This is a genomic window from Kribbella sp. NPDC049584 (assembly GCF_040675555.1).
GTDB lineage: Bacteria > Actinomycetota > Actinomycetes > Propionibacteriales > Kribbellaceae > Kribbella.
This window is the reverse complement of record NZ_JBFAPF010000017.1, coordinates 129,883-151,974: the sequence shown is the minus strand read 5'-3', so window position 1 is coordinate 151,974 and position 22,092 is coordinate 129,883. Positions and strand designations below refer to the sequence as shown.

Genomic DNA, 22,092 nt, shown 5'->3' with positions numbered 1-22,092 from the left:
CAACCTTTCGTTTCCGCCCTGTATCAGATGGTGTGAAAGGGGTGGATATGAATCGACGACTGACTGCTTTGGCGGGCTGCGCGGCGCTCGCGCTGACCGCTTTGATGCCGGCGGCTGCACACGCCGCGAAACCTGACCCGACCAAGCCCGGCGCGACGGTGCCGGGGACGAACCGGAAGATCACCGCGGAGCAGGCCAACGCCTGCTTCGTGTGGCAGGGCGGGGTGACCGCGAGCGGCGGACACCACTTCGCCGACCCGACCGCGACGATCCCGCCGTCGGTGCCGGACGACTGGACCACTGCCGGCGTGTACACGCCCGGGCAGGTCCGGCTGAGCGCGCGGCAGACCATCGAGCCGGATATCTCCGGCACCGATCGCTACGGGTACGTCGTGATCGGCGACGCGCTCTACTCCAGCTATTACCAGGTGTACGGCGACGGGACCATCGACAACCGGTCGCTGAGCCGCGTCGGCGGCGGCTGGGGCAGCTTCACGTTCCTGGAGACGTCCGACTACGAGAGCCCGGACAACGGAACCAAGAAGATCTACCGGTCGACGTCGTACGCGCTGCGCAACGACGGCGTGCTGTACCGCTGGAACATCAGCGAGAAGGGCTGGCGCGCCAGCGGCTCGTACCCGGGCTTCTCGTCGGTCAAGACGATGACGCTGATCGCCAAGACCCCGACGTACGACACCTTCCTCGCGAACACCCGCGGCGGAGCGCTGTACACGATTCACATCCCCGTTGCTTCCCCGATGAAGCCGGTCGTCAAGCAGGTCCGCACGCGCACCTGGCAGGGCTTCGAGACGCTGTCCGCGATGGGCTGCGGTCAGTACGGCACGCTGCTGCTCGCCATCGACAAGGACACCAAGAAGAACTACCTGTACGCCGTAGGCCACGCGAACGGCCTGTCCACGGTCATCCAGTCCCGCGGCGAAGTAGCCGGCAACTTCAGCGACCCGGTCAACTTCCGCTGGGTAACCATCCCGGTCTACGACACCGCGAACGGCGAGTAGCACGCCGGGCCGGTTCAGATGACGAGGTGTAGCTTCACTGCGGCGACGCTGACCTCGACGCGTTGGCCCCAGGTTGCGGTGAGGGTGTCGGACTCGATGCCGTCGCCGAAGACGACCAGGTCGGACTCGGCTGTGATCGTCAGGGAATCGGGGGCCTTCAGCAACCCTTCGGTGTTGGTGGTGCCGGTTGCCGGTGACGGCCACGCCTCGCGGACGAACCAGCACAGCATCGGATCGGTCGGCGACGGCAGCCCGAGTGGACTGCGTCGTTCCTGCCAAGCGGATCGGCACCAGCCGGTCGATCCGGTGCCGGTGCCGACCAGGATCCCCGAGGACGACTGCCGCTCGGGGAACCCGTCGGGCGAGCTGAGGCGGTAGCGGGCGGACTGGTGCGTACGGTGGCCGACGTACACCTCGTTCAACGCCAGCAGTTGCTGTCCGTCATCGGTGCTCGCGGCAACCATCGTCCGTTCGGCGAAGGTCCGGGTGATGAGGAGGTCCGCGATCGCGTCCGGCTCGTGCGGCACGAGTACGCCGGGGTTGCGGGCGGGCTCGGGGTTGATGCCGATCACCGGCTGACCGTCGAGGTACTTCGCGACGTTGGCGACCAGGCCGTCCTGGCCGACCGCGATCACGACGTCCTCCGGCCCGAACCCGAACCGGTCGAGGTCGTTGCGCTCGGCAACGGCTCGGCGCCAGTCCAGCGGGATCGCCGCGGACACCGTGGCGAGCGCGTCTTGCTGAGCCTGGTGCCGCGCGTCGAGCTCGGCCAGGTCGCGCCCGCGTCCGGCCAGGAAGAACCCGGCCTGCTGTCGCGTCCCGTGCCGGGCGACCAACTCGGTCAGCTCGGTCGCCCGATGCACGATCACCGCTCTTGGGGGCAGGCTCATCGTGTTTCGGCCAGCTTCGTCAGTAGTGGGGTGAGCAGGTCCGGGGTCAGGTTCAGCGTGCCGATCTCCGGAAGGGCGCCCTGCTTGATCGCGAGCGCGAGGATCGTGCCCTGGTCCAGGTCGGCGTACGCCTCCAGCAGGGCCTGCTCAGCAGCGGCCTCGGCAGCGCCGATGACCCGCTTCGCGTCGGCCTCGGCCTGGCTCAGCGTTCGCCGCTGGCTCGCGGCCGCCTCGGTCGTGATCGCCTCCGCCGCCACGGCTTCGGTCGCGCGCAGACGCTCGTTCTGCCCGCGCTGGTTCACGAGCTGCTCCTCGCGGCGGGCGAGCTCGATCTGGTTCTGCAGTTCGTTCTCCGCGATCGAACGCTCCCGCTCGACGGCCATCGCCCGACGTTCGTACGTCGCCTTGTCCGCGGCCTGCTGCACCATCTCACGCGTCGGAGTCTGCAGCGCCTTCTCGACATCGCGTTCCGCTCGTACGGCGACCACCCGCACGTCCTCGACGCCGATGCCGAGACCGGTCAGGCGCTGGTCGTTGCGCAGCCCGCTGCCGACCGCCGTACGCAGACCGGTCATGCCCTCGGACAGCGCCTCGGTCAGCGTCATGCGGGCCAGCAGGTCCAGTGCGGTCTGCTGTGCGAGCTCAGTCAGCAAACCGCCGAGCTGCTCGAGCGGAGTGGCTCGCCACAGGCCGGTGTCCGGGTCGATCCCGAAGTCGAGGCGGCTGGATGCCAGGGCCGGGTCCGTGACGCGGTAGGTCACGCTCGCCTGTACGGCGACGTCCTGGAAGTCCTGCGTGCGGCCGTGGAACAGCAGCGGCTGCTCGCGGTCGTCGATCGGGATCTCACTCAGCGACGAGTTCAGCGCCCGGAACCAGAACGCCTGGCCGGCGCCGTCGTGCGCGAGCTTGCCGTTGCGCACGTGCCGCACGTGGGTGGTGGGGTTCGCGCGCAGGTGGCTGATGAAGCGGAACCTTGTGATGTCTGCCATCTCTTCGTTCTCCTTGTCGTCACTATGACGATAAGTCCCGAGATGACTTCTCGTCAAGGTGACGATTAGAGTGGGTTCCATGGACTTCGAGCCGCTCGGCCTGGCCACCGACCTGGTCATCCTGACCGTGCGCGACGGTCGCCTCCAGGTGCTGCTGATCCGCCGGGGCATCGCGCCGTACCAGGGTCGCTGGGCGCTGCCCGGCGGGTTCGTCCGGCCGGACGAGGACCTGGAGACGACCGCACGCCGCGAACTCGCGGAGGAGACCGGGCTGTCCTCGGAGCGGATCCACCTCGAACAGGTCGCGACGTACGGCGCTCCCGATCGCGACCCGCGCGGCCGGGTGGTCAGCGTGGCGTACCTGGCCCTGGTCCCGGACCTGCCCACGCCGGTCGCCGGGTCGGACGCGGGGTCGGCGCACTGGATCGAGGTAGCCGACGTCGATGCCGGGCGATTGGCGTTCGACCATCACCGGATCCTGGCGGACGCGGTCGAGCGGGCCCGCGCGAAGCTCGAGTACTCGCCGCTCGCGACGGCATTCTGCCCGCCGGAGTTCACCATCTCCGAGCTGCGCGGGGTCTACGAGGCGGTCTGGGGTACGCCGCTCGACCCGCGCAACTTCCACCGCAAGGTCACCAAGACCGCCGATTTCGTCGTACCCACCGGCGGTACGACGACCCGCGACGGCGGCCGCCCCGCACAGCTCTTCCACCGAGGCACCGCCACCACGCTGCACCCGCCGATGACCCGGGGCTGACCTCGGCGCGGCCTGGGAGTGTTTACGTGCTGCTTCGTCCGTACTTTCGGCTTCGGACAGCTAGTTCCTCGGCGGTGATGAGGTTGGTGTGGGTGCCGGGGGAGCCGCAGGCCCAGGCGCCGGCGATGGTGCCGGCTTGGGCGGCGTCCTGCCAGGGGGCGCCGTCGAGGTAGCGGGCCAGGAAGGCGGCTACGTAGGCGTCGCCCGCGCCGTTGGTGTCGACGACAGGGCGGTCGGGGAAGGTGACCGCAGGGAAGTGGCGGGCGGGCTCGCCGCGGACGTGAAGGTAGCTGCCGTCGGCGCCGGCCATGGCGACGACGACCTCGGCGCGGCCGTTGGCGAGGATCCACTCGACGCCGTCGGAAGGGAGGGAGCTGGTCGAGACGAAGACGATGTCCGAGGCCGTCGCGAAGTCCTTGTGGTGGTCGTTGCGGCCGTCCCAGTCGTGCAGGTCGGTGGAGATCGAGCGGTCGGCGGCGATCGCGTCGCCGAGGGCGTCGCGGGCGTAGTCCATGATCGAGACGTGGACGTGCTGCGCCTGGCGCATCACCGGTCGCCACAGGCCCGGGTCGACGCGGAGCCCGGCCGGGTGGCGTCCGTCGTACATCGAGAGCCGCCGACCGTCCGGGCTGACCAGGTTCACCGACCGACGGGTGCCGCTCCGGTGCACCGCGACGCGCAGCGGGAGGCCGAGCTCCTGGTACGTACGCCGGATGCGGGCGCCCTCGGGGTCGTCGCCGATCACGTCCACCAGCCCGGCATTCAATCCGAGCAGGTGGCAGCCGAGCGCGACACCGTGCCCGGTGTGCCCCAAGTACGACTCGATCGGATCGACCGCGATCGAGTCGGCGTCAGCCAACGGCAGGCTCGGCACCCGCACGATCGTGTCGATCCCCACTCCACCGATCACCAGCACATCCAGCTCCACGGGTCCCGTCATACCCGACTTTCGCCGACGATCACAGGTGTCTTCCGGAAGCTGAACGCACAGTTGGTCTCCGTGCACCGTCAGTCCATGCCTGATCGCCGACAGCTCCCGACCTCGGTCAGGCGCTGCCGGAGACCGCGTTCATTGCTTGATCGGGGCGCCGGTCTTCTCCTGGAGCTCGTCGAAGGTGACGCCGTCGGCCAGCTCGACCAGCTGCAGGCCGTCGTCGGTGATGTCGAGGACGGCGAGGTCGGTGATGATCCGGTTGACGACGCCGCGGCCCGTGTAGGGCAGGTCGCACTCCTCGAGGATCTTGTGCGAGCCGTCCTTGGCGACATGCTCCATCAGCACGATCACCCGCTTGGCGCCGTGCACGAGGTCCATCGCGCCGCCCATGCCCTTGACCATCTTGCCGGGGATCATCCAGTTCGACAGATCGCCCTTGGCCGACACCTGCATCGCGCCGAGGATCGCCGCGTCGATCGCACCGCCGCGGATCATCCCGAACGACAGCGACGAGTCGAAGAACGACGCGCCGGGCAGCGTCGTGACGGTCTCCTTGCCGGCGTTGATCAGATCCGGGTCCTCCTCGCCCGCGACCGGGTACGGCCCGACGCCGAGGATCCCGTTCTCGGACTGCAGTACGACGGTGACGCCGTCCGGGATGTAGTTCGGTACCAGCGTGGGCAGGCCGATACCGAGGTTGACGTACGAGCCGTCCTCCAGCTCGGCGGCTGCCCGCGCCGCCATCTGCTCACGGGTGAGTGGCATCTCAGGCCTCCTTCATCTGCACGGTGCGCTTCTCGATCCGTTTCTCAATATCCTTGCCAACAGCAACAACACGCTGCACGTACACCCCGGGCAGATGGATCGAGTCCGGGTCCAGCTCACCAGGCTGGACCAGCTCCTCGACCTGCGCGATCGTCACCCGGCCGGCCATCGCGGCCAGCGGGTTGAAGTTGCGCGCGCTCCGGTCGAAGACCAGGTTGCCGTGGGTGTCGCCCTTCAGCGCGTGAACCAGGCCGAAGTCTGTGGTGATCGAGTCCTCCAGCACGTACGTCGTGCCGTTGATCTCCCGCGTCTCCTTCGGCTCCGAGGCCTTCGCGACCGAGCCGTCCGGGTTGTACTTCTGGGGCAGTCCGCCCTCCGCGACCTGGGTGCCGACTCCGGCCGGCGTGTAGAACGCCGCGATGCCGCAACCGCCGGCGCGCAGCTTCTCGGCCAGCGTGCCCTGCGGCGTCAGCTCGACCTCCAGCTCCCCGGACAGGAACTGGCGGGCGAACTCCTTGTTCTCCCCGACGTACGACGAGGTCATCTTGGCGATGCGCTTGTCCGCGAGCAGGATGCCCAGGCCCCAGTCGTCGACGCCGCAGTTGTTCGACACCACGCTGAGCCCGCTCACGCCCTTGTCGTGCAGAGCGCTGATCAGCTGCATCGGGTTGCCGCACAACCCGAAGCCCCCGACCGCGAGGCTCGCCCCGTCCCCGATGTCCGCCACCGCTTCCTGCGGCGACCCGTACGTCTTGTCCATCAGCTGCTCCGTTGCAGTCGTCGGTGCGGATTCGCTCCCGACTCTAACCAGCAGCACGGCCGGCCGCGATGTGGCTGGCACCACACCTCAGCCACACCCGGGCCCACACCTAGGCCGACTCCTCGGACGCGTTCAGCACGCGGAGCTCGTGCAGGGCCTCGAAGTGGGCGTCCTCGAGGTTGGGGAGGTCGAGCACGGCCGAAAGGTGGGTCCGAGCGGCTGGAGCGTTGCCGGAGTGCCGGGCGGTACGCGCCAGCCCCAACCGCGCCGCCGCGACGGTTTCGGTGAGTTCTGCGTGCTCACCGATGGACAGGGCGCGGCTGTAGTCCGCGTGAGCGTCCTCCAGCTTGCCCAGCCGTCGGTAGAGGTCAGCGCGATCACACAGCAGCAGCGCCGTCTCCTCTGCGAGGCACAGCTGCTCCGCGAGCTCCAGCGCCTCGGTTGTGATGTCCAGCGGCTCGTCGACGACCTGACGGAGCGCGCACAGGGCCAGGAACATGCCCCAGCGGTCCTCGAGCATCCGGAAGCGGCCCAGCGCCGTACGCAGGGCCTGCGTGGCATCGCCTGGCGCAGCCGCGGTCGTCAGGCCGGGATAGCCCCGGCAGAGCTCCACAGCGGCTCGCGCCCAGGCGTCGCCGGCCTCGTTGCGCTCCAGCACGTCCTCGACCACAGCGGCGGGTTCGAACGGTCCGAAGACCAGTGACCACAGCAGCACGGTCACGGAGTACCGGAAGGGGCCGGTCGTCGTCAGGACGATCTGCTGGGCGAGCTCCAGTTGCTCCTGCTCGGCCGACCCCGCGCCGTGGATGACGGCGAGCAGGTACTCCTCGTCGAGCCCGACCGGGACGGTCCGGCCGAGCATGCTCAGCACCCGCTCAGCCGCGGCCGCTGCCTCGTCCTGGAGCCCGTTGGACCACCAGTACGCCGAGTAGCGCGCAACGAGCCGCAAGGCGGTCCGTAGGTCGCTCTCGCACGCGCGCTCGATCGCGCTGACGACCTGGTCCGCCTCCAGACTGTGTGGTTCGCCGGAGCCCCCCAAGTTCACGTACCTCATTGTTGCGCGGCCGTGTTAACGCCGTGTCACAGGGGTCACGGCGTCAGAATCTCAGGACGCCCCAGCGGTCCGGCCGGTGCATGTCCTCGATGTACTGCGGGGACCAGACCCAGAACTCGATCTGCTCACCCTTCACGTACGCACCGTCGACGATCTCGTGCGGCCACTCGCAGCGCATCAGGTTCATCCGCCACTCGTCACCCGGGTTCGGCGGCGTCGCCCGGCCCTCGTTGTACGGCGCGAGGTCCGCCCACGGTAAAGCCAGTTCGACCGACCACGCGGTGTCGGTGTCGGACGGGTCGTTGACCGTGCCGTCGACGTGGATCGCGGTCCGCAGACCGGGCAGGTTCGTCGGGTCGATCGGCAGGCCGCCGTCGACGTACGGCTTCGGCAGCGTCAGCTCCCAGATCGTGCCGAGCGGGTTGATCTCGAACTCGTAGTAGTTCAGCCCGTCGCCGTCCGGGTCCAGGAACAGCTCGAAGTTGTTCTCGTGGAAGAGCTTGCTGTTCTTCTCGGTCATCGTCGACCAGACGTGCGGCTCCTCGAGCAGGCCGCCGACGTACAGGTACTGGTCGTCGTACATCAGCTTCGCCCGGGTCCGGAACCGCGGCGCGGGGCCGTCGTGGATCGGGACGAAGTCCGTGGTCCAGGGCGCGGCCTCCCAGGCGGGATCGGTCAGGGTGCCGTCGAGATTCGGGGCGGTCGCGGTCCGCGGGCACTCGTAGACGGGCAGGTCAGGCATCGGCACGCTCCAGCAGTCGGGCGACGAGATTGGCGAGCAGGAAGGTGATCGCGGTCAGCGCCGGTACGACGGCGATGATCCACGGCGAGTCGAGATGACCGGTCAGGAACGCGACGACGAGCGCCACCATGAACGCGACCCCGAGGAACGGGACCAGTCGCGGGTGCGGCATCGCCAGCCGGCTGAGCGCGAGGCCGCCGAGCACCATCGTCACGACCACGATGACCACCAGCAGCGGGAGCCCGAGCGCACCGCAGTTCGTGGTGTCCCGGAACCGGTCGCAGCTGCGCTCACTCAGCCAGACGAAGGCGATCGTCGCGAACCCGCAGAGCAGGCCGACAACGGCCAGGATCAGCGCCGGCGGCAGCGGCGGGGCGTCGTACCGTCCCGCGCGGGCCTCGTCCTCTTCCTCGTCCGCGGCCTCCAGAACGGCTTCCAGGTCGTCCGGCATCCGGTCGTCGTCCTGACTCATTCCCGAAGGCTATCGGGCTCCCAGGGAGTTCGCGATCGCGTCACGCACCTCCGCGTCGGTCGGCGTGGGTACGCCGCGTTCGGCCGCGAGCTCGGCCAGCGAGGTCATCGTGACGTCGTGCAGCCCACAACTCGTGAATGTGTGAAACACGGTCATGGCGGGATCGACGTTGACCGAGAAGCCGTGACTGGTCACGCCGCGCCGGATCCGCATCCCGATCGAACAGAGCTTCCGGCCGTCCTCGGTCCACACCCCGACCAGGCTGCTCGCGCCCTTCGGCGTGTCCCGGCGTACCAGCGGGAAGCCGAGCGAGCCGAGCGCGTCGATCAGGCCGTTCTCGACCCAGCGGACGATGTCGACCGGGCCGCGCTGCTTCAGGTCGATGACCAGGTACCCGACCAGCTGACCCGGCCCGTGGTACGTCGCGAAGCCGCCGCGATCCACCGCGATAGCCGGCGTACCGGCGGGCAGATCGTCCGGGGAGGTCCGCGGGCCGTAGGTGATCACCGCCGGATGGCTCAGCAGGAACAGGCGGTCCTCGGCCTTGCCCTCGATCCGCTCCTCGACCCAGCCGCGCATGTCCTTCGCGGCGACGTCGTACTCCACCTCACCCAGCTCAACTCGCTGCATGCGTTCAGCCTAGGCATACGGTGCGCGGTGCAGGATGTCGTACAGCGTCAGGCGGTCGAGCAGGAGGCCCTCCGGCTGCAGCCACGCCTGGAGCTGGCTGGCCGCGGTCTGGGCGGGCAGGCAGGTGATGGCGGCCTCGGATTCCAGCGCGGCTGTGATGCCGCCCTGGCCGTCGACCGGCGGGTGGACGATCAGGAAGCCGCGAACCTCGACCGGGTCGAGCCGCCTCCGCCAGGCGGCGACGGCGGCCTCCAGACCCCCGACCGGGCTGTCGAGGGGTACGCCGTTCAGCTGCAGGGCGCCGTACACGTCCAGTGCGTAGTGCCCCGGCGGTCCGACGACCGACGAGATCAGGGCGACGCGGTGGCCGTTGAGGAGTAGGTGGCTGACCGCCACGTCGCCGATCCGCGCGCCGTGCACCAGCTTCGACGCCGGGAGCGCGTTGACGACCGAGTCCAGCAACCGGGCGGTGCGCCGATGCCGCAGTACGTCGGCCGGTGCGAGCCACGCCGTACGGCCGTCGTCGACCAGCGGCTCGCCGGGGCGGCCCCACAGGTTGAAGTCGTACGCTGCGGTGGCGTCGATCGCACGGTCCAGCTTGTGGACATTCGACCAGCGGCCGGTGAGGACACGGACGACCACCAGGCCGACGAGGAGCCCGATGATCGCGACCCGCTCGAGCGGGGTGATCCCGCTCTTCGAGGACGGGAACAGCACCACCAGGAAGGCGATCCCGATCAGGATGCCGAACGCCTTGATCACGCCGCGGAGCGGGATCCGGCGGCTCCAGTGCGGCGGCATCGCGAACACGATCATCCCGACGATGCCGACAGCCAGCACGATGTCCCAGGTGTCGTGGATCCCCGAGCTGAGAAACACCCCGAGGATCACGAGGCTCCAGACCACCCAGGACACGAGGGCGGGGACCTTCCAGCGTCCGAACGGCGGCCGGACCTCGATGCCGCCGGCGAGCGGCGGCGGTGCCGGCGCTTGCGGCTGCGACGAGGTCTGCGTCTGCGTCCAGGTGAAGGGATCCGGCTCAGGCTCGGGCTCCGGCTCGGGCTGCTGCGTGTACGTGGGCTCTTCGTACGTCGGCGTGCTCGTCCGACTGTCGAGCGTGCGGTCGTACGCCGCGCGCTTCGCCGGATCGCCGAGCGTCGTCCACGCCTCCTGCACGAGCCGGAACAGCGCCGCGTTGCCGCCCTGGTCCGGATGGACCTGACGGACCAGGCGCCGGTACGCCGACTTGATCTCCGCCGTCGTGGCGGTTCGCTCGACGTTCAGCACCTCGTAGTGGTCGGACACCCCAGCGCACCTCCACGACAGGCCTGAAGCGCACTCAGGGCCAGCCACCTAAGTGACTGGCCCTGAGTGTTGGTCGGGCTGACAGGATTTGAACCTGCGACCTCTTCGTCCCGAACGAAGCGCGCTACCAAGCTGCGCCACAGCCCGAAGTCGCGGTTAGCTTACATGGGCCGAGCGCCCGGACGAAATCGGGTTAATCCGTGGGACGAGCGTGAGCAGTGTCGCCTCCGGCCGGCACGCGAAGCGCACCGGCGCGTACGGCGAAGTGCCGAGGCCGGCCGACACGTGCAGGGCCGCCTGGCGGCCGTCGTACCCCCAGGTGGACAGGCCCTTCACGCGGGACGTGTCGAGGTCGCAGTTGGTCACCAGCGCGCCGTACAACGGCACCGCGAGCTGGCCGCCGTGGGTGTGACCGGCGAGGACCAGGGGGTATCCGTCGCCGACGAACCCGTTCAGGACCCGCTGGTACGGCGCGTGGGTGACGCCGACGGACAGGTCCGCCGTCGGGTCGATCTCGCCCGCGACCTCGTCGTACCGATCGCGTTTGATGTGCGGGTCGTCGGTGCCCGCGAAGTCCAGCCGCAGGCCGTTGACCTTGAGGGTCGCCTTGGCGTTGTTCAGGTCGGTCCAGCCGGCGCCGGTGAACGCGCGGCGCATCTCCTCGTACGGCAGGTCGGGGCCGTGCGGCTTGTGGCGCTGCTTGTGGGCCGGCAGCAAGTACTTGCCCGGGTTCTTGAAGTGCGGCTTCCAGTAGTCGTTGGAGCCGAACACGAACACGCCGGGCAGGTCGAGCAGATCGCCGTACGCACGCAGCAGTGGGCGGACCGAATCCTCGTGCGAGAGGTTGTCGCCGGTGTTCACGATCAGGTCGGGCTCGAGCGCGGCCAGTTCGTTGACCCAGCGGATCTTCTTCTCCTGCGTCGGCCACAGGTGCAGGTCGGACAGATGCAGCACCTTCAAGGGATCGCTGCCCGCGGGCAGCACCGGCACAGTGACTCTGCGCAGTGTGAACCAGCGCACCTCGATCGCGGCCGCGTACGCGACGCACGCAGCACCCACGGCGCCCACGACGGCTGTGGTCTTCAGGGTGGTACTGGCGATCCCGCGCAAGCTCATTCCTCCAGCCTGCCACAATCATGGTCATGGCCAACTCCGGAATGAAGCAGCGCCTGCACGACGACATGACCGCGGCCCTGAAGGCACGCGACGAGATCCGCAAGTCGACCCTGCGGATGGCGCTCACCGCGATCACCAAGGCGGAGGTGGCCGGCAAGGAGGCCCGCGAGCTCAGCGACGCCGAGATCGTCGACGTGCTCGGCTCCGAGGCGAAGAAGCGCCGCGAGTCCGTCGTCGCCTACCGTGAGGCCGGCCGCGCCGAACTCGCCGACAAGGAACAGGCCGAGGCGGACATCCTGGCCGAGTACCTCCCCGAACAACTCACCGAGGACGAGATCAAAACCCTCGTCACCGAAGCCATCACCACCACCGGCGCCGCCGACCTCGGCCCCCGCGGCATCGGCAAGGTCATGGGCGCCCTCCAACCCAAGATCAAAGGCAAGGCCGACGGCTCCGTTGTCTCCGCCGAGGTAAAACGCCAACTCGGCGCCTGAGGGCCGGTCCGTCGAGTCGTGGGGAGTGGTTCAGAAAATCTGCCGTGATCCACGACTCGGCGTTCGGGGTCGGAACCGTTCGTCACGACTCGGCGAGGTTGCGGATGATGCAGGCCGACGGGGCCTCGTCCGGGTGGACGAGGCCCTTCGCGTTAGCCGTGGCCGCGGCCGCCGCCGCAGTTGGGGTATTTGGGGTTCCAGGGTGGGCAGTTGGGGTTGATGGTGGTGGGACCGCCCGGGGGTTTTGTCGTGTTCTGGGGCTTGTTCGGCTGGTTCTTGTTGTTGCCGTTGGAGACGTAGATCGTCACCAAGGAGCCTTCGGGGGCGCCGTCGCGTTGGCGGGGGTCGGTGTAGGCGACGGTGCCGGCGGTTTCGTCGGAGTTGACCGTGCCGGAGGCGATCGCGACGTCGAAGCCGGCCTGGCGGAGCTTGTTCGCGGCGTCGTCGGGGTTCATGCCGTTGACGAACGGGAGGCTCTTGACGTCGCCGCGCTGGATCTTGTCCGACGGCGCGACGAAGTGCGTGGTCGGGTAGCCCTGCAGGGCGGCCTTCATCGCGGCCTCCCAAATCGGCCCGGCGGTGCCGGAACCTGTCGGGTCGTGGATGCCGTGGCCGTTCAGGGTCTGGCCCTGCAGCGGGTCGTACGGCAGGGATGCGTCGGCCACCGTCGCGGCGGCAGCGAGCTTGGTCGAGTAGCCGGCGTACCAGACGGCCTTGGCCTGCTGGATCGTTCCGGTCTTGCCGGCCAGGTCGCTGTTGCCGAACTTGAGCTTGCCGCCGGTGCCGTTCGGCTCCATGACCTGGTGCAGGACCGCGTTGACGCCGTCGGCGACCTGCGGCTCCAGGGCCTGCTTGCAGTCCGCGCCGCGGTTGCTCATCGGCTTGCCTGCGGAGTCCCTGACCGAGGTGACCACCCACGGGCTGCAGTACATGCCGCGAGCGGCGAAAGCGGCGTACGCCCCGGCCAGCTGGAGCGGGCTGATGTAACCGACGCCCAGTGTCATCGACGCGACCTGGTCGAGTGGTCCGAGGGACTGCGCGTCGTACATGCCCAGGGAGGCCGCGATCTTTGCGATCGGGCACAGACCGGTCCGCAGCGACAGTTGCAGGAAGTACGTGTTGGTCGACTTCTGCGCGGCCTGGACCATGGTTGGGTCGGCGACATTCTGCGTCGAGTTCTTCGGCGAGTAGCCGGCGGGGATCTCGTGCGTGCCCTTGCAGTCGCTGTACTTCATGCCGCCCATCGGCAGCGGGCTCGGCGAGTTGATCTTGTACGTAAGGGGGATGCCCTTCTGGATCGCTGCCGCGATGGTAAAGGCCTTCATCGTCGAGCCGTTCTGGAACCCGCCGTACCCGCCCGGGTAGGTCTTCGGGGCGTTGTAGTTGTACGCCGTCTGCCCGCGCTTGCTGCCGTACCCGCGGCTCTGCGCCATCGCCTTCACCAGGCCGGTGCCCGGCTCGACGATCGTGATCGCTGCGATCGCCTGGTCGGTCGGCTTCGAGTGGGTGTCGATCGAGCGCTGTGCGTCTGCCTGGATCTTCGGGTCGAGCGACGTCCGGATCGTCAGGCCGGCGGTCTTCAGGTAGTTGGCCCGGTCGGTCTTCGTCTTCCCGAACGCCGGGTTGTTCTCGAGCTCGGAGACGACGTACTCGCAGTAGAACGGGTACGGCCCGTTGCCGCAGCCGAGCTTGTTCGAGCGGACCTTGGCCGGGTCGATGACCGGCGTCTTCAGCGCCGAGTTGGCCTGGGCGACCGAGATGACGTGCAGCTCGAGCATCCGCTTGATGACCACGTCGCGGCGGTCCTTGGCGCGCTTGGCGTTGTTGGTCGGGTCGTAGCCGGTCGGGTTCTTCACCAGGCCGGCCAGCATCGCAGCCTGCGGAAGCGTCAGCTGGGAGGCGTTCACCGAGAAGTAGTGCTGGGCCGCGGCCTGGATGCCCCACGCGCCGTCGCCGAAGTTGGCGAGGTTGAGGTACTTCTCCAGGATCTCCTGCTTCGAGTACTGCTTCTCGACCGCGATCGCGTACCGCAGCTCGGCGACCTTGCGCTGGTAGTTGTCGGCGGTCGCGGCCGCGACCTCCTCGGGCGTCTTCGCCTTCTCGACCAGGCTGATCTTCACGTACTGCTGGGTGATGCTCGAACCGCCCTGCTGCACCGAACCGGCGGACTGGTTCTGCAGCAGCGCGCGCAGCGTGCCCTTGAGGTCCAGCGCGCCGTGCTCGTAGAACCGGTCGTCCTCGATCGCGACGATCGCCTTCTGCATGATCGGCGCGACCTGGGCCAGCTTGACCGGCACCCGGTTCTGCTCGGCCAGCGTGGCGATCACGGAGCCGTCGGCGGCCAGGATCGTGCTCTTCTGCTTGAGCGGAACCTCGTCGAACTGCTGCGGCAGGTCTTGCAGGGTGGTCGATGTCTTCTGTGTCGTGAACCCGGCGAGGCCGGCGAACGGGATGGCGAGACCGGCGGCCAAAGCCCCCGAAAGCACGCTCACCCCAAGGAACAGAACCACAGATTGGACGACTCCCCGGTCACCCTTTTCCCTGACGCGCATGGTTATAGAGACTACGGGATGCGTTGTTTGGGTTACCGCTGCGCTTATGACTTCAGTCACACTGGCTGGACAAAGTTCATCCAAAAGAATGAGGGCCCGAGCATCTCGCTCGGGCCCTCACTGTTACTTCGTCACGCGGCGTACTGGTGTGCCTGTACCTCGGCCGGCTCCAGGGCCAGCTCCAGCACCTCGCGGACGTCGCTCACCGGGTGAACGGTCAGCTCCGCGAGCACGGACGCGGGCACGTCCTCCAGGTCCGGCTCGTTCCGCTTCGGGATCAGGATCGTGGTCAGCCCGGCCCGGTGTGCGGCGAGCAGCTTCTGCTTCACCCCACCGATCGGGAGCACCCGTCCGGTCAGCGACACCTCACCGGTCATCGCGACCTCCGAACGGACCGGCCGTCCGGACAGCAGCGACGCCAGCGCGGTCGTCATCGTCACACCCGCCGACGGTCCGTCCTTCGGGACAGCACCGGCCGGTACGTGGATGTGAGCGTTCCGCTCGGCCAGGTCGCCTACCGGCAGCCCCAGCTCCGCGCCGTGCGAGCGCAGGTACGACAGGGCGATCTGCGCCGACTCCTTCATCACGTCACCGAGCTGTCCGGTCAGCGTGACTCCGGTCGGGCCGGTCTCCTTGTCGGCCAGCGACGCCTCGACGAAGAGCACGTCACCACCCGCACCGGTCACCGCCAGTCCGGTCGCCACACCCGGAAGCGCCGTACGCTCGACCGACTCCGGAGTGAACTTCGGCGAACCCAGGTACTCCTTCAGGCTGTCGCCGCCGATGGTCAGCGCGCCGAGCTCCTCGCCCAGGGCCAGCTTCGCCGTGACCTTCCGCAGTACGCGGGAGATCGACCGCTCGAGCTGCCGTACGCCGGCCTCCCGGGTGTACTCACCCGCGAGCGCCCGCAGGGCCGAGTCCTCGATGGACACCTCGTCCGCCGTCAGGCCCGCCCGCTCCAGCTGACGCGGGAGCAGGTGGTCACGGGCGATGATGACCTTCTCGTCCTCGGTGTAGCCGTCCAGCTGCACCAGTTCCATCCGGTCCAGCAGCGGCGCCGGGATGGAGTCCAGCACGTTCGCCGTGGCCAGGAAGACCACGTCGGACAGGTCCAGCTCGACCTCCAGGTAGTGATCCCGGAAGGTGTGGTTTTGCGCCGGGTCCAGGACCTCCAGCAGCGCGGCCGTCGGGTCGCCCCGGTAGTCCGCACCCACCTTGTCGATCTCGTCCAGCAGTACGACGGGGTTCATCGAACCCGCCTCGGTGATCGCCCGGACGATCCGGCCCGGCAGCGCACCGACGTACGTACGCCGGTGACCGCGGATCTCAGCCTCGTCCCGCACGCCACCCAGGGCGACCCGGACGAACTTCCGTCCCATCGCACGGGCCACGGACTCACCCAGCGAGGTCTTACCCACACCAGGAGGACCGACCAGGGCCAGTACGGCGCCACTGCGGCGTCCGCCGACCACTCCGAGACCACGGTCCGCGCGGCGACGCCGTACGGCCAGGTACTCGGTGATGCGCTGCTTCACGTCATCCAGACCGGCGTGGTCCGCGTCCAGCACGGCCCGCGCCTCGCGGATGTCGTAGCTGTCCTCGGTCCGCTCGTTCCACGGCAGCTCGAGAACGGTGTCCAGCCAGGTACGGATCCAGCCGACCTCGGGGGACTGCTCGGCGGTCCGCTCGAGCTTGTCGACCTCGGTGAGCGCGGCCTTGCGGACGTGCTCCGGCAGGTCGGCCGCCTCGACGCGGGCCCGGTAGTCCTCTTCCTCGGACTCGGCCTTGCCGTCCAGCTCGGCCAGCTCCTTGCGGATCGCGGCCATCTGCTGGCGCAGCAGGAACTCCCGCTGCTGCTTCTCCATACCCTCCTGGACGTCCTTCTGGATCGTCTCGGAGACCTCGAGCTCGGCGAGGTGATCCTTCACCCAGCCGATCAGCTTCTCCAGCCGCTCGGAAACATTCGCGTTCTCGACCAGCCAGGATTTCTGCTCGTTGTTCAGGTACGACGCGTAGCCGGCCAGGTCGGACAGCTCGGAGGGGTCGTCCACCTGCTTGATGGAGTCGATGACCTGGTACGCGCCGCGGCGCTGCAGCACGGAGGTCGTCAGAGTCTTGTACTCACGGGCCAGCTCGACGGAGCGGTCGTCGGTGATCTCGTGCATCACCGTCGCGCCCACCCAGAGCGCCGCACCCGGCCCGGTCGTCCCGGCGCCGATGCGGACCCGCTGGGCCCCGCGGATCACGGCCGCCTGGGCACCGCCCGGCAGCCGGCCGATCTGCTCGATCTCACCGAGCGTTCCGGCCTTGGCATATTTACCGTCCAGCCGCGGCACCAGGAGCACCTGGTCCTGACCCGCGGCCTGCGCGGCGTCGATGGCCGCCCGGGCCTCGCTGTCGGCGAGTCGGACCGGCACGACCATTCCCGGCAGGACCACGACGTCGTCCAGCGGCAGTACCGGAAGATTCAACGTATCGGTCACGCTGTCACACCCTTTTCCAAGTTGAGTCTGACAGGCTCAACCGTCGGTGCCACCAGGTCATTCCCGGGGCCTTCGGGTGTTCGCTGACGGTGAAATCAAGTAATCATGCGGTCAGCAGTTCGCCGATCTGGCGTAGGCCCGTCAGGTCGTGGACGTCGTCGGCCAGGGCCGGCACCTCGACGGTCCGGATGGCGCGGTGGCCGCGGCGGAAGCGGTCGGCGCGGCGGTGGTCGCCCACGACCTGTTGCATCTTGTCCGCGTGCAACCGCAGTACTGCGGCCGTCAACGGCGACTTGTCCGCTTCCCCGAGCTTCTCGGCTGCGGCGAGTGACCGCTCCGCCGACAATTCCGTGGCCTGCGAGTTCGTCACCCGGTTCAGCACGACACCGGCCAGCGGCATTCCCTCGGCGCGCAGCCGCTCGGCGAAGTACGACGCTTCGCGGAGCGCATCGTTCTGCGGGGCTGCCACGACGAGGAATGCGGTGTGCGGCTCCCGCAGCAGCGCGACCGTCTGCTCGGCCCGCTGCCGGAACCCGCCGAACAACGTGTCGAACGCAGCGACAAACGTTTGTACGTCGGTCAGCACCTGGGCACCGAGCACCTTGTTCAGCACCGACATCGCCATGTTCACGCCGGCCGACATCAGCTTGAACGGCCCGCGTGCCGGCGCCAGCAGCAACCGGAGGAACCGGCCCTCGAGCAGCGATGCCAACCGCTCCGGCGCGTCCAGGAAGTCCAGCGCGGATCGCGACGGCGGGGTGTCGACGATGATCAGGTCCCAGTCGCCGGTCTGCTCGGCCTGCTTGTGCAGCTGCCCGAGCTTCTCCATCGCCATGTACTCCTGCGTGCCGGCGAACGACGAGGAAAGCGCCTGGTAAAAGGGATTCGCGAGGATCTGCTCGGCCTTGTCCGGCGTCGCGTGCTGCAGCACGACATCGTCGAACGTCCGCTTCATGTCGAGCATCATCGCGTCCAGCCGACCGCCGTTCGCGGCCTCCACATCGGCCACCGCGCGCGGCGTGTTGTCGAGTTCGGTCAGCCCGAGCGACTGCGCCAACCGCCGGGCCGGGTCGATCGTCAGTACGACGACCTTCCGCCCGCGCTCGGCGGCCCGCAGTCCCAGCGCCGCGGCCGTCGTCGTCTTGCCGACCCCGCCCGCACCGCAGGTGACGATGATCCGCGTCCCCGCGTCGTCGATGAGCGCATCCAGATCCAGCTCCGTCATGCGCGCAGCTCCTCGGCCAGGTCGAACAGGGCGCCGTGGTCGATCCCCTCGGGCTGCAGCTCCAGCTCGACGACTTTCTTGCCCAGGGCATCTATCCGGTCGCGGTTCTCGCGTTCGAGCCCGACCCGGATGGCGTGGTCGTGTGCCTCGCTCGCGAGCGTCTCGACCAGGTCGGCGCCGATCGTGATCCCGGCCGCCTTGAGGCCCCTGGTCAGCTCGGCGGCGGGCAGTTTCTCCTTCACCGCAAGGGCGAGCGCGTCATCGTCGAGCGGGCTGTTGCGGACCATGTTCACCACGATCGAGCCGATCCGCAAGTCGATCTTCTCCAACTGCTCGACCGCGTCCAGCGTCTCCTGGACCGGCATCTCCTCGAGCAGCGTGACCAGGTGGACCCGGGTGACGTCCGAGCGCAGCATGCCCATGATCGCGTCCGCCTGGTTGCGGATCGGTCCGACCTTGGCCAGGCCGGCGACCTCGTGGTTCACGTTCAGGAAGCGGCCGATCCGCCCGGTCGGCGGCGCGTCCAGCACCACGGCGTCGTACGCGAGCCGGCCGTGCGCCTTGCGGCGGGTCGCCTCGTAGACCTTGCCGGTGAGCAGTACGTCGCGGAGCCCCGGCGCGATCGTGGTGACGAAGTCGATGGCGCCGACCTTCTCCAGCGCTTTCCCGGCGCGGCCGAGGTGGTAGTACATGTCGAGGTACTCGAGCAGCGCCGCCTCGGCGTCCACGGCCAGCGCGAACACCTCACCGCCGCCGGGACCCTGCGCGATGCGGCGTTCGACGTACGGCAGGGGAGGTACGTCGAAGAGCTGGGCGAGTCCTTGGCGGCCCTCGACCTCGCAGAGCAGGACCCGCTTGCCTTCCTCGGCCAGCGAAAGAGCCATAGCGGCCGCAACGGTTGTCTTACCGGTGCCTCCCTTACCGGTGACCACGTGCAGTCGCGCCATAGGTCCCAGGGTAGGACGTGTCCTGAGACACATCAGTAGAGTCCCCTTCATGAAGAAGTTCGAGTACTTCACCGCGCCGCTGCTGGTCCACTCGACCAAGGAGATCCTGGACAACTTCGGCCAGGACGGCTGGGAGCTGGTCCAGGTCGTCCCGGGGCTGAACCCGGAGAACCTGGTCGCCTACTTCAAGCGGGAGATCGAGGACAAATGAGCCACCCCGAGGAGAAGCTCGCCGGGCTCGGCCTGAAGCTGCCCGACGTGGCCAAGCCGGTCGCCGCGTACGTCCCGGCGGTCCGGACAGGTGACCTGGTCTACACGTCCGGGCAGCTGCCGCTTCGCGAGGGCACGCTGATCGCCACCGGCAAGGTCGGTGGCGAGGTCAGCGCCGAGGTCGCCAGCGAGTGCGCCCAGCAGTGCGCGCTGAACGCGCTGGCCGCGGTCAAGGCCGAGATCGGCGACCTGGCGAACGTGAAGCGCATCGTCAAGGCGGTCGCGTTCATCGCGTCCACGCCGGACTTCACCGGCCAGCCGCAGGTCGCCAACGGCGCCTCCGAGCTGTTCGGCCAGGTCTTCGGCGACGCGGGGCAGCACGCCCGCAGCGCGGTCGGCGTACCGGTTCTGCCACTGGACGCTCCGGTCGAGGTCGAGCTCATCGTCGAGGTCGGTTAACCCGATCGTGCGGGACCTGAAGTCCGAACTGATGACCGGCCGGATGGCCGCGACTGCCCTCGAGCACGTCCGGAGTGGCCGTACGCCGGTCGAGGCGCGACCGGCGTCGACGGTCATCCTCCTCCGTGACGCACCGGCCGGAATGGCCGGCGGGCCTGAGGTCTACTTGTTGCGACGGCAGCGGACCATGGCGTTCGCCGCCGGGATGACGGTCTTTCCGGGCGGCCGGGTCGATCCGGCCGACTCGGCGATCGCCGGCTCCTGGTCGGGTCCGCCGCCGGAGGACTTCGCCGCCCGGCTCGGGTGCTCTGCGGAACTGGCGGCGGCGTATGTCGCCGCCGCCGTCCGTGAGACGTTCGAGGAGTCGGGCGTCCTGCTCGCCGGCCCGTCCAGCGAGACGGTCGTCGGCGACACCACCGGCGCGGACTGGGAGGCGGACCGGGTCGCGTTGGAAGCCGGACAGCTGACGTTCGCCGACTTCCTCCAGCGCCGCGGGCTCCTGCTCCGAGCGGATCTGCTCCGCGCGTGGGCGCACTGGATCACGCCGGAGTTCGAGCCCAAGCGGTACGACACCGCCTTCTTCGTCGCCGCGCTCCCAGCCGGTCAGCTGACCCGGGACGTGACGAGCGAGTCCGATCAGGTCGCGTGGGTCAGACCGGGAGCCGCGGTGGCCGCGGTCGATGCGGGCGAGACGCTCATGCTGCCCCCGACGTACCTGTGCTGCCGCGACCTCACGCAGTACGACGACGTCGCCGCGGTACTGGCCGGTGCCGGCGACCGCGAGATCCGGACGATCATGCCGACCGTGCGGATCGACGGCGATCAGGCTTATCTGGAGACGACATGACCGAGTACGCGACGCTCGTGCGGGCGGACAACCCCGGCGTGATGACGCTGGACGGGACCAACACTTGGATCCTGAAGGCGCCGGACGGCGAGCGCTCGGTCGTCGTCGACCCCGGCCCGCTGCTCGAGGAGCACCTCACCGCGGTCCTGGAGGCGGCCGGCCCGGTGGCCGTCGTACTGCTGACGCACAAACACCCGGACCACTCCGAGGGTGCCGCCTGGTTCGCCAACCGGGCCGGCTGCGGCGTACGGGCGGTGGATCCCGCCTTCCGGATCCCCACCGATCACGCCCACGGGCTGTCCGAAGGTGACGTGATCACCGCCGACGGCCTGCGGATCGAGGTCCTGCCGACGCCCGGCCACACCCTCGACTCGGTCTGCTTCTGGCTCCCGCAGGACGGCTCGCTGCTGACCGGCGACACGGTCCTCGGCCGCGGTACGTCGGTCGTCGCGCACCCGGATGGTGCCCTGGGCCCCTACCTGGACTCCCTGAACAGCCTCCGCGCCTTCGCCAACTCACCGGCCGGCGTCGCGCGCCTGCTGCCCGGCCACGGCCCCGTCATCGACGACCCCGCCGCCGTGCTCACCTACTACCTCAAACACCGCGAGGAACGCCTGAATCAGGTCCGCGGGGCCATCGCGGAGGGCCACACCACGCCCGAGGCGATCGTCGAACACGTCTACGCCGACGTGGACAAAGCCCTCTGGCCCGCCGCCGAACGCTCGGTGCGGGCCCAGTTGGACTACCTGAACGGCTAGCTAGCGCGCCCGGCGCTGCAGGCGGTCGACGTCGAGGAGTACGACGGAGCGCGGCTCCAGGCGGACCCAGCCCCGGGAGGCGAAGTCGGCCAGCGCCTTGTTCACGGTCTCGCGGGAAGCGCCGACCAGCTGGGCCAGCTCCTCCTGGGTGAGGTCGTGGTGGACGTGTACGCCGTCGTCGGCGGTGCGCCCGAACCGGCTGGCCAGGTCGAGCAGGGCCTTGGCGACCCGGCCCGGCACGTCGGAGAAGACCAGGTCGGCCACCACGTCGGAGACCTTGCGCAGCCGCCCGGCCAGCTGCAGCAGCAGGCCGCGGGCCACCGCGGGGCGCCCGTCCAGCCAGCGGAGCAGCTCGTCGTGGGTCAGCGACATCAGCTGGGCGTCGGTGACGGCGGTGACGGTCGCGGACCGCGGTCCCGGGTCGAACAGCGACAGCTCGCCGAACATCTGGCCCGGGCCGAGCACGGCGATCAGGTTCTCCCGGCCGTCGGCCGACGTACGCCCGAGCTTGACCTTGCCCTCGACCACGACGAACAGCCGATCACCGGAGTCGCCCTCGTGGAACAGCACCTGGCCGCGCCGCAGCCGGCTCTCGGACATCGATGCGGCCAGGGCGTCGGCCGCCTCGTCATCGAGCTGACTGAACAGCGGTGCCTGTCGGAGCACTGCGGCATCCACTTTGGG

The 22,092-nt window shown here is 69.0% G+C and carries 23 protein-coding genes and 1 tRNA gene; 7 read left to right on the top strand and 17 right to left on the bottom strand.

Annotated features, from left to right (window positions below):
• Positions 1–47 precede the first annotated feature (47 nt).
• The gene (locus AB0J62_RS39685) at positions 48–1,019 is read left to right on the top strand and encodes a hypothetical protein (RefSeq protein WP_363882774.1); all 972 of its coding nucleotides are present in this window, start codon (positions 48–50) and stop codon (positions 1,017–1,019) included.
• Between the two features lie 14 nt (positions 1,020–1,033).
• Here the strand turns inward: AB0J62_RS39685 and AB0J62_RS39680 are convergent, their stop codons facing one another.
• On the bottom strand, positions 1,034–1,909 hold the full coding sequence (locus AB0J62_RS39680; RefSeq protein ID WP_363882771.1) for a hypothetical protein: 876 nt from the start codon (positions 1,907–1,909) through the stop codon (positions 1,034–1,036).
• Positions 1,906–2,898, bottom strand: coding sequence for an SPFH domain-containing protein (locus tag AB0J62_RS39675; protein ID WP_363882768.1), 993 nt, complete (start codon positions 2,896–2,898; stop codon positions 1,906–1,908). Before AB0J62_RS39675 ends, AB0J62_RS39680 begins: the two co-directional genes overlap by 4 nt.
• 79 nt (positions 2,899–2,977) lie before the next feature.
• Between AB0J62_RS39675 and AB0J62_RS39670 the strand changes: the two genes are divergently transcribed.
• Complete coding sequence (locus AB0J62_RS39670; RefSeq protein WP_363882766.1) at positions 2,978–3,655, top strand: NUDIX hydrolase; 678 nt, start codon at positions 2,978–2,980, stop codon at positions 3,653–3,655.
• Positions 3,656–3,677: 22 nt separating this feature from the next.
• Here AB0J62_RS39670 and AB0J62_RS39665 read toward each other — a convergent pair whose 3' ends face one another.
• The 10 genes from AB0J62_RS39665 to AB0J62_RS39620 all read right to left on the bottom strand — a co-directional run bounded on the left by AB0J62_RS39665 (position 3,678) and on the right by AB0J62_RS39620 (position 11,433).
• A complete protein-coding gene (locus tag AB0J62_RS39665) occupies positions 3,678–4,595 on the bottom strand; it encodes a carbohydrate kinase family protein (RefSeq protein ID WP_363882763.1) in 918 nt (305 codons plus the stop codon).
• Positions 4,596–4,724: 129 nt separating this feature from the next.
• The gene (locus tag AB0J62_RS39660) at positions 4,725–5,354 is read right to left on the bottom strand and encodes a CoA transferase subunit B (RefSeq protein ID WP_363882760.1); all 630 of its coding nucleotides are present in this window, start codon (positions 5,352–5,354) and stop codon (positions 4,725–4,727) included.
• Position 5,355: 1 nt separating this feature from the next.
• Complete coding sequence (locus tag AB0J62_RS39655; RefSeq protein ID WP_363882757.1) at positions 5,356–6,114, bottom strand: CoA transferase subunit A; 759 nt, start codon at positions 6,112–6,114, stop codon at positions 5,356–5,358.
• 109 nt (positions 6,115–6,223) lie between these two features.
• Entirely contained in the window at positions 6,224–7,159 is a 936-nt protein-coding gene (locus tag AB0J62_RS39650; protein WP_363882754.1) for a tetratricopeptide repeat protein, read from the bottom strand.
• Between the two features lie 52 nt (positions 7,160–7,211).
• A complete protein-coding gene (locus AB0J62_RS39645) occupies positions 7,212–7,910 on the bottom strand; it encodes a carbohydrate-binding family 9-like protein (RefSeq protein ID WP_363882751.1) in 699 nt (232 codons plus the stop codon).
• On the bottom strand, positions 7,903–8,382 hold the full coding sequence (locus tag AB0J62_RS39640) for a hypothetical protein (protein ID WP_134106016.1): 480 nt from the start codon (positions 8,380–8,382) through the stop codon (positions 7,903–7,905). Before AB0J62_RS39640 ends, AB0J62_RS39645 begins: the two co-directional genes overlap by 8 nt.
• A gap of 9 nt (positions 8,383–8,391) precedes the next feature.
• The gene (gene lipB, locus AB0J62_RS39635; protein ID WP_363882747.1) at positions 8,392–9,012 is read right to left on the bottom strand and encodes a lipoyl(octanoyl) transferase LipB; all 621 of its coding nucleotides are present in this window, start codon (positions 9,010–9,012) and stop codon (positions 8,392–8,394) included.
• Between the two features lie 9 nt (positions 9,013–9,021).
• On the bottom strand, positions 9,022–10,317 hold the full coding sequence (locus tag AB0J62_RS39630; RefSeq protein WP_363882744.1) for a J domain-containing protein: 1,296 nt from the start codon (positions 10,315–10,317) through the stop codon (positions 9,022–9,024).
• Positions 10,318–10,387: 70 nt separating this feature from the next.
• Positions 10,388–10,464, bottom strand: a tRNA-Pro gene (locus tag AB0J62_RS39625).
• A gap of 9 nt (positions 10,465–10,473) precedes the next feature.
• Positions 10,474–11,433 (bottom strand): metallophosphoesterase, encoded by a 960-nt coding sequence (locus AB0J62_RS39620; RefSeq protein WP_363882741.1) that lies wholly within the window; start codon positions 11,431–11,433, stop codon positions 10,474–10,476.
• A gap of 26 nt (positions 11,434–11,459) precedes the next feature.
• On the opposite strand from AB0J62_RS39620, the gene AB0J62_RS39615 reads away from it, so the two are divergent.
• A complete protein-coding gene (locus AB0J62_RS39615; protein ID WP_363882738.1) occupies positions 11,460–11,927 on the top strand; it encodes a GatB/YqeY domain-containing protein in 468 nt (155 codons plus the stop codon).
• A gap of 152 nt (positions 11,928–12,079) precedes the next feature.
• On the opposite strand, the gene AB0J62_RS39610 is transcribed toward AB0J62_RS39615, so the two are convergent.
• The 4 genes from AB0J62_RS39610 to AB0J62_RS39595 form a co-directional block, all read right to left on the bottom strand.
• Positions 12,080–14,419, bottom strand: coding sequence for a transglycosylase domain-containing protein (locus tag AB0J62_RS39610; RefSeq protein ID WP_363882735.1), 2,340 nt, complete (start codon positions 14,417–14,419; stop codon positions 12,080–12,082).
• A 191-nt stretch (positions 14,420–14,610) separates the two neighbouring features.
• Complete coding sequence (gene lon / locus AB0J62_RS39605; protein WP_363882732.1) at positions 14,611–16,962, bottom strand: endopeptidase La; 2,352 nt, start codon at positions 16,960–16,962, stop codon at positions 14,611–14,613.
• 103 nt (positions 16,963–17,065) lie between these two features.
• Entirely contained in the window at positions 17,066–18,187 is a 1,122-nt protein-coding gene (locus tag AB0J62_RS39600; protein WP_363882729.1) for an ArsA family ATPase, read from the bottom strand.
• Complete coding sequence (locus AB0J62_RS39595) at positions 18,184–19,134, bottom strand: ArsA-related P-loop ATPase (RefSeq protein WP_363882726.1); 951 nt, start codon at positions 19,132–19,134, stop codon at positions 18,184–18,186. Before AB0J62_RS39595 ends, AB0J62_RS39600 begins: the two co-directional genes overlap by 4 nt.
• Positions 19,135–19,183: 49 nt before the next feature.
• On the opposite strand from AB0J62_RS39595, the gene AB0J62_RS39590 reads away from it, so the two are divergent.
• Genes AB0J62_RS39590 through AB0J62_RS39575 form a run of 4 tightly spaced genes read left to right on the top strand, consistent with a single transcriptional unit; the run spans position 19,184 to position 21,408 of the window.
• Positions 19,184–19,345 (top strand): hypothetical protein, encoded by a 162-nt coding sequence (locus tag AB0J62_RS39590; RefSeq protein WP_165553378.1) that lies wholly within the window; start codon positions 19,184–19,186, stop codon positions 19,343–19,345.
• Positions 19,342–19,803, top strand: coding sequence for a RidA family protein (locus tag AB0J62_RS39585; RefSeq protein WP_134106008.1), 462 nt, complete (start codon positions 19,342–19,344; stop codon positions 19,801–19,803). The genes AB0J62_RS39590 and AB0J62_RS39585 overlap by 4 nt, the downstream gene beginning before the upstream one ends.
• 7 nt (positions 19,804–19,810) lie before the next feature.
• Positions 19,811–20,650, top strand: a complete 840-nt coding sequence (locus AB0J62_RS39580) for an NUDIX hydrolase (protein WP_363882722.1) — start codon at positions 19,811–19,813, stop codon at positions 20,648–20,650.
• Positions 20,647–21,408, top strand: coding sequence for an MBL fold metallo-hydrolase (locus AB0J62_RS39575; protein WP_363882719.1), 762 nt, complete (start codon positions 20,647–20,649; stop codon positions 21,406–21,408). The genes AB0J62_RS39580 and AB0J62_RS39575 overlap by 4 nt, the downstream gene beginning before the upstream one ends.
• On the opposite strand, the gene AB0J62_RS39570 is transcribed toward AB0J62_RS39575, so the two are convergent.
• Complete coding sequence (locus AB0J62_RS39570; RefSeq protein ID WP_130445909.1) at positions 21,409–22,086, bottom strand: Crp/Fnr family transcriptional regulator; 678 nt, start codon at positions 22,084–22,086, stop codon at positions 21,409–21,411. It lies immediately after the preceding gene.
• Positions 22,087–22,092 lie beyond the last annotated feature (6 nt).